This is a genomic window from Curtobacterium sp. MCBA15_009 (genome assembly GCF_001864895.1).
Taxonomy (GTDB): domain Bacteria; phylum Actinomycetota; class Actinomycetes; order Actinomycetales; family Microbacteriaceae; genus Curtobacterium.
On the sequence record NZ_MJGO01000012.1, the window covers coordinates 21,679 to 35,819 of the forward strand.

Genomic DNA, 14,141 nt, shown 5'->3' on the forward strand with positions numbered 1-14,141 from the left:
ACATCCGCCCGCGCGTCGCGGTCAGACGCTTGCGTCGAGAGCGAACGCGACCCCGGCCGCTTGCTCGCTCGCGGTCCACAGCCGTGCTGCCTCGGTCCGGTCGTGGGCCCGCGGCTGCGCCGGCACGAGCGCAGGAGCGCCCGCGAACTGGAAGGGCCCGCCGGGACCCCAGTACTCGCCCGAACGGACACCGGCGCCGACGACCGCGTGCACGAGCGGGTGCGCGCCGACGTCCTTCCCCTGCGCGACCCAGCCCGAGCCGAGGCGCATCCAGGCGGGCTCCGACCGCGTCGGCGCGATGTCCGGACGGGGCGGCGCCGCGGCGTCGAGCGACAGTCCGGGGTGCGCGACGACGCTCAGGACCCGTGACCCGGCGTCGGCCAACCGTTGCGCGAGCTCGAAGCCGAAGAGCATCACCGCGAGCTTGCTGCGGGCGTACTGCCGGTGCCCCTCGTAGTGCCCGGACGCGAGCGGGTCGCGCCGGTCGAGCGTGGCGAAACGGTGCGCGATGGAGCCGAGGTGCACGACGCGACCGGTCTCCTGGTCGAGCAGGGGCAGCGCCAGCGCCGTGAAGGCGAAGTTTCCGAGGTGGTTCGTCCCGACCTGCAGCTCGACCCCCTGTGCGGTGTCCCGCCGCTGCGCGGAGCCGACCACGCCGGCGTTGTTGAGCAGCGCGTGCACCGGCCCGAGGTCGGTGAGGGCATCGACGGCCGCGCGCACGCTGTCGATGTCGGCCAGGTCGAGGTGCAGGTGCGCCAGGTCGGCGTCGGCCACGTGGCGGCGGATGCTGCGCTCCGCTGCCGCTCCACGCTCACGGTTGCGGGTCGCGAGGACGACCCGGTGACCGGCGGCGGCGAGCTGCTCGGCGGCGTGGTAGCCGAGGCCGGCGCTCGCCCCCGTCACGACGACGGTGCGACGGGCGGTGTCAGCGGACATGTCCGGCCGACTCCATCTGCCGCAGCGACTTCTTCAGGTCCTGGACCTCGTCGCGCAGGCGCGCAGCGAGTTCGAACTTCAGCTCCGCAGCCGCCTGCAGCATCTGGTCGTTCAGGTCGGCGATCGTGGCCTCGAGCTGGGTCGCGCCTTCGCCCGCGATGCCCTCGCGTCGCAGGTTCGGCGTGGGCGATCGTCGTCCGTCGGCGGCGCCGCGGCCGTTCAGCAGCGCCTTGGTGTCGTCGTTCTCGCGCTGCAGGACCTCGGTGATGTCCGCGATCTTCTTGCGGAGCGGCTGCGGGTCGATCCCCCGCTCGAGGTTGTAGGCGACCTGCTTCTCGCGTCGGCGGTCGGTCTCCTCGATCGCCGTCTTCATCGAGTCGGTCATCTTGTCGGCGTACATGAGCACCTGGCCCGACACGTTGCGCGCCGCGCGACCGATCGTCTGGATGAGCGAGGTCGACGAGCGGAGGAAGCCCTCCTTGTCGGCGTCGAGGATCGCGACGAGCGACACCTCGGGCAGGTCGAGCCCCTCGCGCAGCAGGTTGATGCCGACGAGCACGTCGTACACGCCCTGGCGCAGCTCGGTGAGCAGCTCCACGCGCTTCAGGGTGTCGACGTCGGAGTGCAGGTAGCGCACCCGGACGCCGGCGTTGCCGAGGAAGTCGGTGAGCTCCTCGGCCATCCGCTTGGTGAGCGTGGTGACGAGCACGCGCTCGTCCTTCTCGACGCGCTGCTTGATCTCCTCGAGCAGGTCGTCGATCTGGCCGTCGCTCGGCTTCACCACGATCTCCGGGTCGATCAGGCCCGTCGGACGGATGATCTGCTCGACGACGCTGTCCGTGACGCCGAGCTCGTAGCGGCCGGGGGTCGCGGACAGGTAGACCTTCTGGCCGACGCGCTCGAGGAACTCCTCCCACGTGAGCGGTCGGTTGTCGAGGGCGCTCGGCAGGCGGAAGCCGTGCTCGACGAGCGTGCGCTTGCGCGAGGCGTCGCCCTCGTACATCGCACCGATCTGCGGGACCGTGACGTGCGACTCGTCGATGACGATGAGGAAGTCGTCCGGGAAGTAGTCGATGAGGCAGTGCGGGGCCTCGCCCGCGGCACGGCCGTCCATGTGCCGCGAGTAGTTCTCGATGCCCGAGCAGAACCCGATCTGCTCCATCATCTCGATGTCGAACGTGGTGCGCATGCGGAGCCGCTGGGCCTCGAGCAGCTTGCCCTGGCCCTCGAGCTCGGCGAGGCGTTCGGCGAGTTCTTCCTTGATGGCGCCGATCGCCCGGTGCATGACGTCGGTGTCCGCGACGTAGTGCGACGCCGGGAAGATCGACACGGCGGGCAGGTCGTCGATCACGCTGCCGGTCAGCGGGTGCAACGAGGAGAGCGCTTCGATCTCGTCACCGAACATCTCGATGCGGATCGCGTGCTCTTCGTACATCGGGATGATCTCGATCGTGTCGCCGCGCACCCGGAACGTGCCGCGGGCGAAGTCGACGTCGTTCCGCTGGTACTGCATCGCGACGAACTTGCGGACGAGCTGGTCGCGCGAGATGGTCTGCCCGACGTGCAGGGCCACGGACGCGTTCATGTACTGCTCGGGCGTGCCGAGGCCGTAGATGCAGGAGACCGTGGAGACGACGACGACGTCGCGCCGGCTGAGCAGCGAGTTCGTCGTGGAGTGCCGCAGCCGCTCGACCTCGGCGTTCACCGACGAGTCCTTCTCGATGAAGGTGTCCGTCTGCGGGACGTAGGCCTCGGGCTGGTAGTAGTCGTAGTACGACACGAAGTACTCGACCGCGTTGTTCGGGAGCAGTCCGCGGAACTCGTTGGCGAGCTGTGCCGCCAGCGTCTTGTTGTGCGCGAGCACCAGCGTCGGACGCTGCACCTGCTCGATGAGCCAGGCCGTCGTCGCGGACTTACCGGTACCGGTCGCACCGAGGAGCACGACGTCGGTCTCACCGGCGTTGATGCGCCCGGCGAGCTCGGCGATCGCGGCCGGCTGGTCACCGCTCGGCGAGTACTCGCTGATGACCTCGAACGGCCGTATCGCCCTGGTCGGTTCGATCGCAACACCCATGACGTCAACGCTAGTCGGCACCACTGACACACGCCCGCGCGCCGGGTGTCAGGCGACGAGACGCGCCCAGACCTCGTCGGCCGACCGGACGGTGCGGTCCAGGTCCCCCGTCGCGTCGACGACGTGGTCGGCGAGGGCGAGTCGGTCCTCGTCGCTCGCCTGCGCGGCCACCCGGCGCTCTGCCTCGTCACGAGCCATCCCCCGGTGCGTGACGAGCCGCTCGACGCGCTGCGCAGCTGGCGCGTCCACGACCACGACGGCGTCGAAGCGGATCGGGCGGGAGCCACGTGCCTCGGCGAGCAGCGGGACGTCGTAGACGACGACGGCGTCGGGGTCGGCGGCGGCTGCGGCGTCGAAGGCCTGTTGCGCGAGCCGCCAGACCTCGGGGTGGGTGATCGCCTCGAGGTCCTTCCGCGCCGCAGCGTCGGCGAACACCACCGAGCCGAGTGCAGGCCGGTCGAGCGAGCCGTCCTCGGCGATGACGCCCGGCCCGAAGCGTTCCGCGACCCGGGCCAGTCCGGGACTCCCCGGTTCGACCGCCTGCCGCGCGAGACGGTCCGCGTCGACCACGACCGCCCCGTGCTCGGCCCAGCGTCGGGAGACCGTCGACTTGCCCGCGGCGATGCCGCCCGTGAGACCGATGATGCGCACCGACCCAGGTTACGACCCGCCGACGACGCTCGCGGCCCACGGCATCCGTCGAGCACGGTGCCCGAGAACGCCGGAAGCCCGGCACCACGAGGGTGCCGGGCTTCCGGTCGGGGTGACCCGCTCGATCAGTTGGTCGAGCTGAGCTTCTCGCGGAGCGCCGCGAGCGAGGCGTCGTCAGCCAGCGGGCTGGCGTTGTTCGACTCGCTCGTGAACGACGACGACGCGGCGGCGGGCAGGTCGAAGCCGCCCTGCGCCTCGTCGGCGATGGTCTTCGCGACCTGCGCCTTGTGGGCTTCCCAACGCGACTGGGCGGCCGCGTACTGGCCCTCCCACTCGGTGCGCTGGGTGTCGTAGCCCTCGAGCCACTCGTTCGTCTCCGGGTCGAAGCCGTCCGGGTACTTGTAGTCGCCCTTGTCGTCGTACTCCGTCGGCATGCCGTAGAGCGCCGGGTCGAACTCGGTGCCCTCCGGGTCCACGCCCTCGTTCGCCTGCTTGAGGCTGAGCGAGATGCGGCGACGGTCGAGGTCGATGTCGATGATCTTGACGAAGACCTCGTCGTTGACCGAGACGACCTGCTCGGCGAGCTCGACGTGCTTGTTCGAGAGCTCCGAGATGTGCACGAGGCCCTCGATGCCGTCGGCGACACGGACGAACGCACCGAACGGCACGAGCTTCGTGACCTTGCCCGGTGCGATCTGGCCGATCGCGTGGGTGCGGGCGAAGACCTGCCACGGGTCCTCCTGGGTCGCCTTGAGCGAGAGCGACACGCGCTCGCGGTCCAGGTCGACCTCGAGGATCTCGACGGTGACTTCCTGACCGACCTCGACGACCTCGCTGGCGTGCTCGATGTGCTTCCAGCTGAGCTCGGAGACGTGGACGAGACCGTCGACGCCACCGAGGTCCACGAACGCACCGAAGTTGACGATCGAGGACACGATGCCCTTGCGGACCTGGCCCTTGTGGAGGTTGTTGAGGAAGGTGGTGCGGGACTCGGACTGCGTCTGCTCGAGGAGCGCACGGCGCGACAGGACCACGTTGTTGCGGTTCTTGTCGAGCTCGAGGATCTTCGCCTCGATCTCCTGGCCGAGGTACGGCGTGAGGTCGCGGACGCGGCGGAGCTCGATGAGCGATGCCGGGAGGAAGCCGCGGAGACCGATGTCGACGATGAGGCCGCCCTTGACGACCTCGATGACCGTGCCGGTCACGACGCCGTCGGACTCCTTGATCTTCTCGACGTCGCCCCACGCACGCTCGTACTGCGCGCGCTTCTTCGACAGGATGAGGCGACCTTCCTTGTCCTCCTTCTGGAGGACCAGGGCCTCGACCTCGTCGCCGACCTCGACGACCTCGTTGGGGTCGACGTCGTGCTTGATCGAGAGCTCGCGCGAGGGGATGACGCCCTCGGTCTTGTAACCGACGTCGAGGAGGACCTCGTCGCGGTCGATCTTCACGACGGTGCCGGAGATGAGATCACCGTCGTTGAAGAACTTCAGGGTCTTCTCGACCTCGGCCAGGAAGTCATCAGCCGAACCGATGTCGTTGATGGCGACCTGCTTAGGAGCCTTGGTCGTAGTGGTTGTCATGTAGAGATTGCTCCGAACGGACATGAGTCGGGCCGTGGCGGGAGGGGGATCAGCCCCCGTGGTGCTCCGCCGTGGCGATTGGTGTGGTGACGCGGATTGCGCCGCACAAGTCTAACCGCACCGGCGGAAGCCCCACAACCGTGCGGGGACCCGGCGCGTCATCCGACCAGGGCGCTCCGCAGGGTGTCCAGCCCGATGCTGCCGAGGGACAGCGCGCGGTGGTGGAAGGCCTTCAGGTCGAAGGAAGAGCCCTCGCGAGCGGCGACCTCGTCGCGGATCGACTCCCACACCCGCTGGCCGACCTTGTAGGACGGCGCCTGCCCCGGCCAACCGAAGTACCGCGCCACCTCGAACCGGACGAACGCGTCGTCCATGTTGACGTTCTCGCGCATGAAGTCGAGGGCGTACTCCCACGTCCAGCCGCCGCCGTCGGGGTTCGTCTTCTGCAGGTGCACGCCGATGTCGAGCACGACACGGGCGGCGCGCATCCGCTGGCCGTCGAGCATGCCGAGCCGGTCGCCGTCGTCGTCGAGGAACCCGAGCTGCTCCATGAGGCGCTCGGCGTAGAGCGCCCACCCCTCGACGTGCCCGGACGAGCCGGCGAGCTGCCGACGCCACGTGTTCAGCTCGCCGCGGTTGTAGACGCCCTGGCTGATCTGCAGGTGGTGTCCGGGGACGCCCTCGTGGTACACCGTCGTCTTCTCGCGCCAGGTCCCGAACTCGGTCACGCCCTGCGGGACGGACCACCACATGCGACCGGCGCGCGAGAAGTCGTCGGAGGGGCCGCTGTAGTAGATGCCGCCCTCCTGCGTCGGCGCGATCCGGCACTCCAGGCGGCGGATCGGGTCCGGGATGTCGAAGTAGGTGCCGGCCATCGCCTCGATCGAGGCGTCGCTCGTCTCCTGCATCCACCGCTGCAGCGCGTCGGTGCCGTGCAGGACGCGGGACGGGTCGGCGTCGAGGACCTCGATCGCACGGGCGACGCTCGCGCCCGGCTCGATGCGGTCCGCGATGCGCTCCTGCTCGTCGCGCATCCGGGCGAGTTCCTCGAGTCCCCACTCGTAGGTCTCGTCGAGGTCCACGGTGGCGCCGAGGAAGCGACGGGAGTGCAGTTCGTAGGCGTCGCGCCCGACCGCGTCCACCGGGGTGGCGAGCGGCAGGAGCTCGTGCTCGAGGAACCGCCCGAACGACCGGTAGGCGGCGGCCGCGACGGTGGCGCCGCGCTCGAGGTCGGCCCGCAGTGCCGCCGGCACGCTGCCGCCGTCGTCGAGCGCGGCGCCGTCGACCAGGCGGCGGAAGAAGCCGTCGTCGGCCCCGTTCCGGGCGGCCTGCTCGGCGATGAGCGCGACCTGGCGCTTGGCGGGGGTGACGTCCTCGCGCGTGCCCTGGAGCAGGGTCTCGCGGATGCCCTCGAGCGCGTCCGGCAGCGCGTTCAACCGACCGGCGACGTCCTGCCAGTCCGACTCGGTGGCGGTCGGCATGAGGTCGATGATCTCGCGGACCGACTGCGCCGGGCTCGCGATCACGTTGAGGTCGCGCAGGTGGAGCTTCCGCTCGTGCGACTCGAGCACGAGGTCGAGCTCGGCACCGAGGTCGGCCTTGGTCACCGCGTCGACCGCGTCGACCGCCGGCGCCGCGTCGAGCGCACGCTTGGCCGCGCGGGCGGCATCGGCCGTGGCGTCGGCCCCGGCCGGCGAGGTGTCGCCGTACTCCCCCGTGCGTCCCGGGACGCCGATGTACGTGGCGGTCATCGGGTCGAGGTCGACGAGGGTGGTCACCCAGTCCTCGGCGACACGGTCGACGGCGGAGGGCTGGCGGACGGGTCGTTCATCGCTCATGCCCCGACCCTACCGACTGGCACCGCCGCCGCACTTCCGCGCATGGTGAGCAGTTCCGCGCGTGGGCAGTCGCGCAGGACGACCTCCCACGCGCGGATGTGCTTCCCACGCCGCGTGCGGTGGGAGAGACCGACCACAGGACGGACGGGAGGCCCGGTGCCAGCCGGCACCGGGCCTCCCGTCCGTGGTGTGGTCGCGACCCACGACCGCAGCGCGCAGCTAGTGCGCTGCGCTCTCCCAGTTCGGGCCCACCCCGACCGACACGTCCAGCGGGACGGTCAGTTCGGCGGCGGCGCCCATCCGGGTGCGGAGGATCTCCTCGACGCGCTCCTGCTCGCCGGGCGCGACCTCGAGGATGAGTTCGTCGTGCACCTGGAGCAGCAGGTGGGAGTCGAGGCCCCCGTCGCGCAGGTCGTCCGCGACGCCGAGCATCGCGATCTTCATGATGTCCGCTGCGGAGCCCTGGATCGGGGCGTTCAGCGCGGCACGCTCGGCGTTCTCGCGCAGCACGCGGTTCGGGCTCTTCAGGTCCGGGAACGGACGGCGGCGACCGAAGATCGTCTCGGTGTAGCCGTCCTCGCGCGCCTGCTCGACGACGTTGCGCAGGTAGTCGCGCACCGCGCCGAAGCGGGCGAAGTACTCGGTCATCAGCGTGCGGGCCTCGGACTGCTCGATGCGCAGCTGCTTCGAGAGCCCGAAGGCGCTCAACCCGTAGGCCAGGCCGTAGGACATCGCCTTGACCTTCGTGCGCATCTCCGGGGTGACCTCGGACGGGTCGACGCCGAAGACCCGGGCGCCGACGAAGCGGTGCAGGTCCTCGCCCTCGTTGAAGGCCTGGATGAGGCCGGGGTCGCCGGACAGGTGCGCCATGATGCGCATCTCGATCTGCGAGTAGTCGGCCGTGACGAGCGTCGTGTACGGCTCGGCGACGGCGAACGCCGACCGGATGCGGCGGCCGACGGCGGTCTTCACCGGGATGTTCTGCAGGTTCGGGTCGGTCGACGAGACGCGGCCGGTGCTCGTGCCGGTCTGCTCGTAGCGGGTGTGGATGCGACCGTCGACGACCGCGGCGTCGAGCGTGTCGACGATCTGGCGCAGCTTCGTGGCGTCGCGGTGCTGCAGCAGCAGGCCGAGGAACGGGTGCGGGTGCTGCTCCTGCAGGTCGGCGAGGCTCGCCGCGTCGGTCGAGAAGCCCGTCTTCGTCTTGCGGGTCTTCGGCATCGCGAGCTCGGTGAACAGGACCTCCTGCAGCTGCTTCGGCGACCCGAGGTTGACCTCGTGGCCGATCTCGGCGAACGCCTGCTGGGCGAGTTCGGCGGCGCGCTCCCCCAGTTCCTTCGACAGCCCGGTGAGCACCGGGCGGTCGATCCCGACGCCGATGGTCTCCATGCCCGCGAGCACCGAGACGAGGGGCAGCTCGATGTCGTCGAGCACGGTGAGCGAGGACTCGTCGATGCGGGCGCGCAGCGCGGTCGCGACGCGGAGCACGAACCAGGCGTGCACGCCGATGTTCACCGGGTCGGTCTCGGGCACGAGCTGGTTCGGGTCGGCGGTGGGGAGTTCCTCGCCGAGCTCCTGGTAGACGAGGTCGGCCAGGGGCTGGCCCTGCTTGCCGGGGTTGGCGAGCCAGCCCATGATCCGGGCGTCGCCGGCGACGCCGTTCACGGCGATGCCGACCGTGCCGAGGGCCTTGATCGCCGCCTTCGCGTCGTGGAAGTGCTTCGGGGCGTCGGACGCGAACCAGGCGGTGAGCTGTTCGTAGTCCTTCGCACCGCTGCCCCCGGGGACGAGCACGGCGTCGTCGTGGGTGGCGATGCCGATCGCGCTGAGCCGGCCGTCGATGACCTCGACCGCGACGCCGTAGCCGTTCGCCGCCTCGGTCGCGTTGCGGCGCTCGAGCCAGTAGCCGAGTTCCTCGTCGATGAGGGTCTTGACCGGCGGCGGGGTCGGGGCGCCGTCGTCGACCGAGCCCTCGGCCGCGGTGGCGTCGGACGGTTCACCCGAGCCGGCGACCTTGAACACGCGGTCGAGCAGGGTGCGGAACTGCAGCTTGGCGAACAGCTCGCGCACCGCGGTCTCGTCGAGGGGACGGAGCGCCACGTCGGCGGGGCCGACCGGCAGCTCCACGTCGGTGACCAGGCGGTTCAGCCGCCGGTTGCGGACCGCGCGGTCCTTCTGCTCGCGCAGGTTGTTGCCGACGACGCCCTTGATCTCGTCGGCGTGCTCGAGGACGCCGTCGAGGGAGCCGTACTGGGTGACCCACTTCACGGCGGTCTTCTCGCCGACCTTGTCGATGCCGATGAGGTTGTCGCTCGTCTCGCCGACGAGTGCGGCGATGTCGGGGTACTGGTGCGGCTCGATGCCGTACCGCTCGTACACCTTGTCGCGGTCGTAGCGGGTGAGCTCGGACACCCCGCGGACCGACGGGTAGAGCAGCGTGACGTCGTCGTTCACGAGCTGGATCGAGTCACGGTCGCCGGAGACGACGTAGACCTGGAAGCCCTGGGCGGCACCCTGCGACGAGAGGGTCGCGAGGATGTCGTCGGCCTCGTAGTCCTCCTTCGTCACGGTGGTGATGCCCATCGCCTCGAGCGCCTGCTGGAGCAGCGGGATCTGGCCCTTGAACTCGGCCGGGGTCTCCGAGCGGGTGCCCTTGTACTCGGCGTACTCCCGCGTGCGGAAGGAGAAGCGGGAGATGTCGAACGCGACCGCGAGGTGCGTCGGCTTCTCGCGCTGCAGGAGCATGAGCAGCATCGAGATGAAGCCGTGGATGGCGTTCGTGTGCTGCCCGTCACGGTTGACGAAGCTGTCCACCGGCAGTGCGTAGAAGGCCCGGAAGGCGAGCGAATGGCCGTCGATGACCATGAGGGTAGGCTTTGCGGAGTCCGACACCCGGACAGCCTACCGACGCCATCCGACACGGGAGTCCGACCACGTGACCGACGAAGCGACCACCAGCACCGGCGTCGACGAGCGGCTCACCGAGCGGGGTGTCGGCGAGCTGGCCGAGAAGATGGGCATGGTCATCACCGAGCTCAGCGCCGAGCGTGCGGTGGGCACGATCCCCGTCGAGGGCAACCGGCAACCGGTCGGTCTGCTGCACGGGGGCGCGTACGTCGTGCTCGCCGAGAGCCTCGGGTCGATGGCGGCGAACGTGCACGCCGGTCCCGGCCGCTACGCCGTCGGCATCGAGCTGAGCGCCTCGCACTCGCGCAGCGCCACGAGCGGCACCGTCACCGGCACCTGCACCGCGATCCACCTCGGCGGCACGCTCACCACGCACGAGATCGTCCTCACCGACGACCAGGGCCGACGGTGCTCGACGGTGCGCATCACGAACATGATCCGCGAGCGGCGCTGATCCGCCGACTGCGCTGATCCCCCGACCGTACCGGCGCGTCAGTCCTCCGGCGGACGCTGCAGCAGCAGGTGCGCGTCCCCGAAGCCGAGCCGCCGGTAGAGCCGCTCCCCGTCGACGCTCGAGTGCACGGAGGTCCGCTCGACCCCGAGGTCGTCGGCGACCTCGAGCAGCGCGGTGACGAGCCGCCCGGCGACGCCGGCACCGCGCAGGTCCGGGTGCACGTAGACCGTCTGCACGTCCGCGGTCAGGCGACGCCCCGGACGGTCCGGCGTCGGTGGGCGCGACACGAGCGCGAGCCACGCCATCGCGAGCACGACGCCGTCACGCTCGGCCACCACGCACCGGTGGGTGTCCGGGTTCGCCGCAGCGAACGCGACCATCGCCTCGCGGTACGCGGCGGGCGTCGCCGCCGGCACCGCCCCGCCCTCGTCGACGCTCCACCGCCAGCGCAGGTCGGCCACCGCAGGCATGTCGTCAGGCCGGGAGGCCCGGATCACCACGTCGTCCACCGCTCCAGCCTGCCAGGTGGCCGGCTCTCGTGCCCCGGACGTGCAGGAGCGCCGCCGGACCGGGGTCCGACGGCGCTCCCCGAGCGACGGTGTCGCCTACTTCTTGGCGCTGAGCTGCTCGATGATCGCCTTGGCGACGTCGTGCATGGTCAGGCGGCGGTCCATCGAGGCCTTCTGGATCCAGCGGAACGCCTCGGGCTCGGTGAGGCCCATCTTCTCGTTGAGCAGGCCCTTCGCACGGTCGACGAGCTTGCGGGTCTCGAAGCGCTCGACGAGGTCGGCGACCTCGGCCTCGAGCGTGATGATCTGCTGGTACCGCGAGAGGGCGATCTCGATCGCGGGGAGCAGGTCGTTCGGGGTGAAGGGCTTGACCACGTAGGCCAGGGCGCCGGCCTCGGTCGCACGCTCGACGAGGTCCTTCTGGCTGAAGGCGGTGAGCAGGACCACGGGGGCGATGTGGTTCTTCGAGAGCTTCTCGGCCGCGGAGATGCCGTCGAGCTGCGGCATCTTGACGTCCATCACGACGAGGTCGGGTCGGAGGTCGGTCGCGAGCTGCACCGCGGTCTCGCCGTCACCGGCCTCGCCGACGACGTCGAACCCGTTGTCGCGGAGGATCTCCACGATGTCGAGGCGGATGAGCGACTCGTCCTCAGCGACGACGACGCGACGGGGTGCGGTTGCTGTTGCTTCTGAGTCACTCACGGAGGAGAGCCTACTAGACGGCGGAAGTGGTGCCGATCAGGGAGTTGCGCGCCGCGCGTGCCTGTGCGGTTCCACAGCGCGCCTGCCCGATCCAGGACGCTGTGGACGGTGCTTGTACGAGTGGCGGGACTTGAACCCGCACGCCGTGAGGCAGAGCATTTTGAGTGCCCCGTGTCTGCCGATTCCACCACACTCGCGAGGGCTCCAGGCTAGCAGGACCCGGGTACCGCCCCGGTCCCCGGCAGTGCCAGCTCGAACACCGCACCGCCGAGCGCCGCTCCGCCCGCGGCCTCCACGTACCGCAGGGTGCCGCCGTGCGCCTCGGCGATCCCCCGCGCGATCGGCAGCCCGAGCCCGGCGCCGCCCGTCCGGGCGTCGCGCGACGCCTCGAGCCGGACGAGCCGGTCGAAGACCCGCTCACGGTCGGCCGGCGGGATGCCGGGGCCGTCGTCCGCGACGCGGACCGCGACCTCGCGCCCGCGGTCCTCGAGCGCGATGACGACGGTGCCTCGACCGCCGGTGGCGCGTGCGGCGTTGTCGACCAGGTTGCCGACGACCTGGGCCAGTCGCTCGGCGTCGACGGTCGCCGGGACCGGGCCGTCGGGGACCGCGACGCGCAGGTCGACGGACGGCAGCCGCAGCCGGAGCCGGTCCCCTTCGGCGACGAGCACCGCGCCGAGGTCGACCGAACGCCGGTCGAGCTCGATGCCGCGGTCGAGCCGGGCCATCGTGAGCATGTCGTCGACGAGCCGTGCGGCCCGGTCCGCCTGACGCACGACGTGCACCGCGAGGGCCTCGCGGGTCGCGTCGTCACCTCCGCCGCGCACGAGCGTGTCCGCCGCGGCACGGACGCCGGCGACCGGCGTGCGGAGTTCGTGCGCGGCGTCGGACAGGAACGAGCGGACCCGGGCCTCGGCGGCGACCGCGTCGTGCTCGGCCCCCTCGACCGCGTCGAGCATCTCGTCCATCGCGACGGCGACGCGGCCGATCTCGGTGTCCCGGCGCGAGGGGCGCAGGCGACGCCCACGGTCACCCGCGGCGATCGACCGCGCCGTGGTGGTCATGACGTCGAGGGGCCGCAGCGACCGGCGGACGACGAGCACCACGCCGGCGACCGCCACGCCCAGGAAGACCGCCGAGGCACCGCCCATCACCCACGCGAGCTGCACGAGCGTGTCCTGGACGTCCCGCGTGCCGGTCGTCAGCGTGATCCGCGTGCCGTCGTCGAGCCGACTGACCAGGGTGAGCACGCCGTCGTCCTCCCGCAGCCGCGACGAGGTGACCGTCCGGCCCCCGTCGGAACCGGGCGACGCCGACGGGGACGCCGAGGGCGAGGCCGAGGCGTCCGTCCCGGGTCGCCGGGCCGGACCGGGGACCGGGAGCGCAGCCGAGTCCGGTGGACCGGAGCGCAGTTCGTCCGGGGTCGGGCCGGCCTCGACCGCGGCGCCGTCGGGTTGCACGATCCGGACCGACAGGCCCTGTGCGGAGAGCCGGTCCGCGAGGTCCTCGGCGTCGACCGTGCCGACGAGCGCCGCGGCCGCCGAGGCCCGGTCGCGGAGCCGGTCCTCGACCTGGGCACGGAGACGGACCCCGAGCAGCGCCTCCACCGCGACCGCGAGGCCGGCGAGCAGGACCGCGAGCAACACCACGGTGGCGACGACGGTCCGCAGGCGCAGCGAGGTCGTGCGGAGGCCGCCGGTCCGCTGGTCGCTCACGCCGGCGTCCGGTCGTCGCTGAGCCGGTAGCCGAGGCCCCGGACGGTGTGCACGAGCCGGGGACCGTGCGCCTCCATCTTCCGGCGCAGCGCGCTGAGGTGCACCTCGACCACGTTCGCCGCGACCTCCTCGTACCCCCACACCTGCGTCGTGATCTGGGCCTTCGAGACCGTCCGGCCGCGGCTCTCGGCCAGGAAGCGCAGGAGGCGGAACTCCGTCGCGGTGAGCTCGAGCCGGACGCCCGCGCGGTGCGCCGTCGCGGCCTCGGGGTCCACGACGAGGTCGGCGACCTCGACCACCGACGGGATCCGCCCGCGACGCCGGAGCACCGCCGTGACCCGGGCGACGAGCTCGGCCATCGCGAAGGGCTTCACCACGTAGTCGTCCGCGCCCTCCGCGAACCCCCGCAGCCGCTCGTCGAGTTCGTCGCGGGCCGTCATCATCACGACCGCCGCGTCGGAGGCCGACCGGATGCGCCCGGCGAGCAGGATGCCGCTCGGTCCGGGCATCATCCAGTCGAGCAGGACCAGGTCGGGGGCTGCGCGACGGAGGTCCTCGAGGACGTCGCGACCGTCGGGGGCCTCGGCGACGAGGAACCCCTCGGCGCGGAGGGTCGTCGCGACGGCGGTGCGGATGGAGTCGTCGTCGTCGACCACGAGGACACGGGCAGGAGCAGGCACGGCGGACACGGTAGGGCCTGCCGTCGGGTACGGAGCCTGGAGGACGCTGGAGAACCCCTGTGCTTCAGGTCTGCTTCAGATTCGGACTCGAG

General features: G+C 71.2%; 11 protein-coding genes and 1 tRNA gene. 1 reads left to right on the forward strand and 11 read right to left on the reverse strand.

All coding sequences use genetic code 11. The features are described from left to right. Window positions 1-21: 21 nt before the first annotated feature. From BIU97_RS04070 to polA, 6 genes are all read right to left on the reverse strand, one after another. Window positions 22-936 carry an SDR family NAD(P)-dependent oxidoreductase gene (locus BIU97_RS04070; protein ID WP_071297120.1) on the reverse strand — a complete coding sequence of 305 codons (915 nt, stop codon included), beginning with the start codon at window positions 934-936 and terminating at the stop codon, window positions 22-24. After that, complete coding sequence (gene uvrB / locus BIU97_RS04075; RefSeq protein WP_175472114.1) at window positions 926-3,010, reverse strand: excinuclease ABC subunit UvrB; 2,085 nt, start codon at window positions 3,008-3,010, stop codon at window positions 926-928. The genes BIU97_RS04070 and uvrB overlap by 11 nt, the downstream gene beginning before the upstream one ends. A 48-nt stretch (window positions 3,011-3,058) precedes the next feature. Then, a complete protein-coding gene (gene coaE / locus BIU97_RS04080; RefSeq protein WP_071255673.1) occupies window positions 3,059-3,661 on the reverse strand; it encodes a dephospho-CoA kinase in 603 nt (200 codons plus the stop codon). A 125-nt stretch (window positions 3,662-3,786) separates the two neighbouring features. Beyond that, window positions 3,787-5,244 carry a 30S ribosomal protein S1 gene (gene rpsA / locus BIU97_RS04085; protein ID WP_071255676.1) on the reverse strand — a complete coding sequence of 486 codons (1,458 nt, stop codon included), beginning with the start codon at window positions 5,242-5,244 and terminating at the stop codon, window positions 3,787-3,789. A 158-nt stretch (window positions 5,245-5,402) separates the two neighbouring features. Beyond that, window positions 5,403-7,082 carry a DUF885 domain-containing protein gene (locus tag BIU97_RS04090; protein WP_071297121.1) on the reverse strand — a complete coding sequence of 560 codons (1,680 nt, stop codon included), beginning with the start codon at window positions 7,080-7,082 and terminating at the stop codon, window positions 5,403-5,405. A gap of 219 nt (window positions 7,083-7,301) precedes the next feature. Further along, window positions 7,302-9,974: a DNA polymerase I gene (polA, locus tag BIU97_RS04095; RefSeq protein ID WP_071255682.1), complete on the reverse strand. Its 2,673-nt coding sequence runs from the start codon at window positions 9,972-9,974 to the stop codon at window positions 7,302-7,304. A gap of 43 nt (window positions 9,975-10,017) precedes the next feature. Between polA and BIU97_RS04100 the strand changes: the two genes are divergently transcribed. Continuing rightward, window positions 10,018-10,443, forward strand: a complete 426-nt coding sequence (locus tag BIU97_RS04100) for a PaaI family thioesterase (RefSeq protein ID WP_071255685.1) — start codon at window positions 10,018-10,020, stop codon at window positions 10,441-10,443. Between the two features lie 38 nt (window positions 10,444-10,481). On the opposite strand, the gene BIU97_RS04105 is transcribed toward BIU97_RS04100, so the two are convergent. The 5 genes from BIU97_RS04105 to BIU97_RS04125 all read right to left on the reverse strand — a co-directional run bounded on the left by BIU97_RS04105 (window position 10,482) and on the right by BIU97_RS04125 (window position 14,049). Next, window positions 10,482-10,952, reverse strand: coding sequence for a GNAT family N-acetyltransferase (locus BIU97_RS04105; protein ID WP_071297122.1), 471 nt, complete (start codon window positions 10,950-10,952; stop codon window positions 10,482-10,484). A 96-nt stretch (window positions 10,953-11,048) separates the two neighbouring features. Then, a complete protein-coding gene (locus tag BIU97_RS04110; RefSeq protein ID WP_071255692.1) occupies window positions 11,049-11,654 on the reverse strand; it encodes an ANTAR domain-containing response regulator in 606 nt (201 codons plus the stop codon). A 115-nt stretch (window positions 11,655-11,769) separates the two neighbouring features. Next, a tRNA-Leu gene (locus BIU97_RS04115) sits at window positions 11,770-11,851 on the reverse strand. 12 nt (window positions 11,852-11,863) lie between these two features. Continuing rightward, window positions 11,864-13,369, reverse strand: coding sequence for a sensor histidine kinase (locus BIU97_RS04120; protein ID WP_071297123.1), 1,506 nt, complete (start codon window positions 13,367-13,369; stop codon window positions 11,864-11,866). Continuing rightward, entirely contained in the window at window positions 13,366-14,049 is a 684-nt protein-coding gene (locus BIU97_RS04125) for a response regulator transcription factor (RefSeq protein WP_254782889.1), read from the reverse strand. The genes BIU97_RS04120 and BIU97_RS04125 overlap by 4 nt, the downstream gene beginning before the upstream one ends. Window positions 14,050-14,141: the final 92 nt, after the last annotated feature.

What these genes read in the sequence shown, in the direction of transcription:
- uvrB (WP_175472114.1), bottom strand. Translation starts at nt 3,010, where the DNA reads ATGGGTGTTGCGATCGAACCGACCAGGGCGATACGGCCGTTCGAGGTC.
- rpsA (WP_071255676.1), bottom strand. Translation starts at nt 5,244, where the DNA reads ATGACAACCACTACGACCAAGGCTCCTAAGCAGGTCGCCATCAACGAC.
- BIU97_RS04070 (WP_071297120.1), bottom strand. Translation starts at nt 936, where the DNA reads ATGTCCGCTGACACCGCCCGTCGCACCGTCGTCGTGACGGGGGCGAGC.
- BIU97_RS04090 (WP_071297121.1), bottom strand. Translation starts at nt 7,082, where the DNA reads ATGAGCGATGAACGACCCGTCCGCCAGCCCTCCGCCGTCGACCGTGTC.